Origin of the sequence: Tritonibacter sp. SIMBA_163, from assembly GCF_046535935.1 — a bacterium.
In the GTDB taxonomy this organism is placed as follows: Bacteria; Pseudomonadota; Alphaproteobacteria; order Rhodobacterales; family Rhodobacteraceae; genus Epibacterium; species Epibacterium scottomollicae.
The window spans coordinates 1-251 of record NZ_JAWJBP010000932.1 but is presented as its reverse complement, the minus strand read 5'-3'; the positions used below and the strand labels follow the sequence as shown (position 1 = coordinate 251).

Genomic DNA, 251 nt, shown 5'->3' with positions numbered 1-251 from the left:
CGATGCGCCGCACCTCGGCCAGCACCTGCGTGCTCCCGTCCGGCAAGGTGGCCTCGTAGAGCGCCAGCGGCTGGTCGTAACCCTCGACATTCACCTGCTGCGTTACATAGGGCAGGATGGTGGGCGGAAACTCGGCAAGCGCCGCTGGCGACTTGAACGAGGAAAAGCCAAGCCAGACGGCCGGGCCGAACATGATCAGCAGCCCGCCGACGAGCCAGACCCAGGTGACGATGTCCGTCCAGTGCCAGCCA

Annotated in this window: 1 pseudogene; it reads right to left on the bottom strand. The window is 66.1% G+C overall.

Features of this window, described 5'->3' with window-relative positions:
* Nucleotides 1-251: pseudogene (locus R0J92_RS25060) on the bottom strand (carbohydrate ABC transporter permease); the annotation flags it as partial.